Raw genomic sequence first — 251 nt, 5'->3', positions numbered from 1 at the left:
GCCTACGGGTGGCAGCCAGCCCGACGCATCCAGGCGACACGCGCATCGTGTCGACGATATCGATGCCTAGCTGCAATGCTTCGTCATCGAGGGCATCGATCTTTGCCGACGGGGTGCGCAACACCTTTGCCGGCAGCGCAACGACATCTCGCACCGTCACCTAGAAAGTGTCAACTTCGACGGGCCGAGCATGGCAGGTGATGCCAAGGGTTCCAGCAAGGCGGTCGAGCTCGGTAACGACTTCCCCACCC

At 62.2% G+C, this 251-nt stretch carries 1 protein-coding gene; it reads right to left on the bottom strand.

Annotated elements, in window-relative coordinates:
- On the bottom strand, nt 1-154 hold a 154-nt coding region (locus tag ACTHSQ_RS11360), incomplete at its 3' end, for a peptide deformylase (protein WP_440375965.1).
- Between the last annotated feature and the right edge of the window lie 97 nt (nt 155-251).

This window comes from Neisseria sp. P0009.S008, assembly GCF_051958615.1.
Lineage (GTDB): Bacteria > Pseudomonadota > Gammaproteobacteria > Burkholderiales > Neisseriaceae > Neisseria > Neisseria subflava.
Note: the sequence above shows the minus strand (reverse complement) of the source record. Positions and strands in the feature narration are given on the sequence as shown.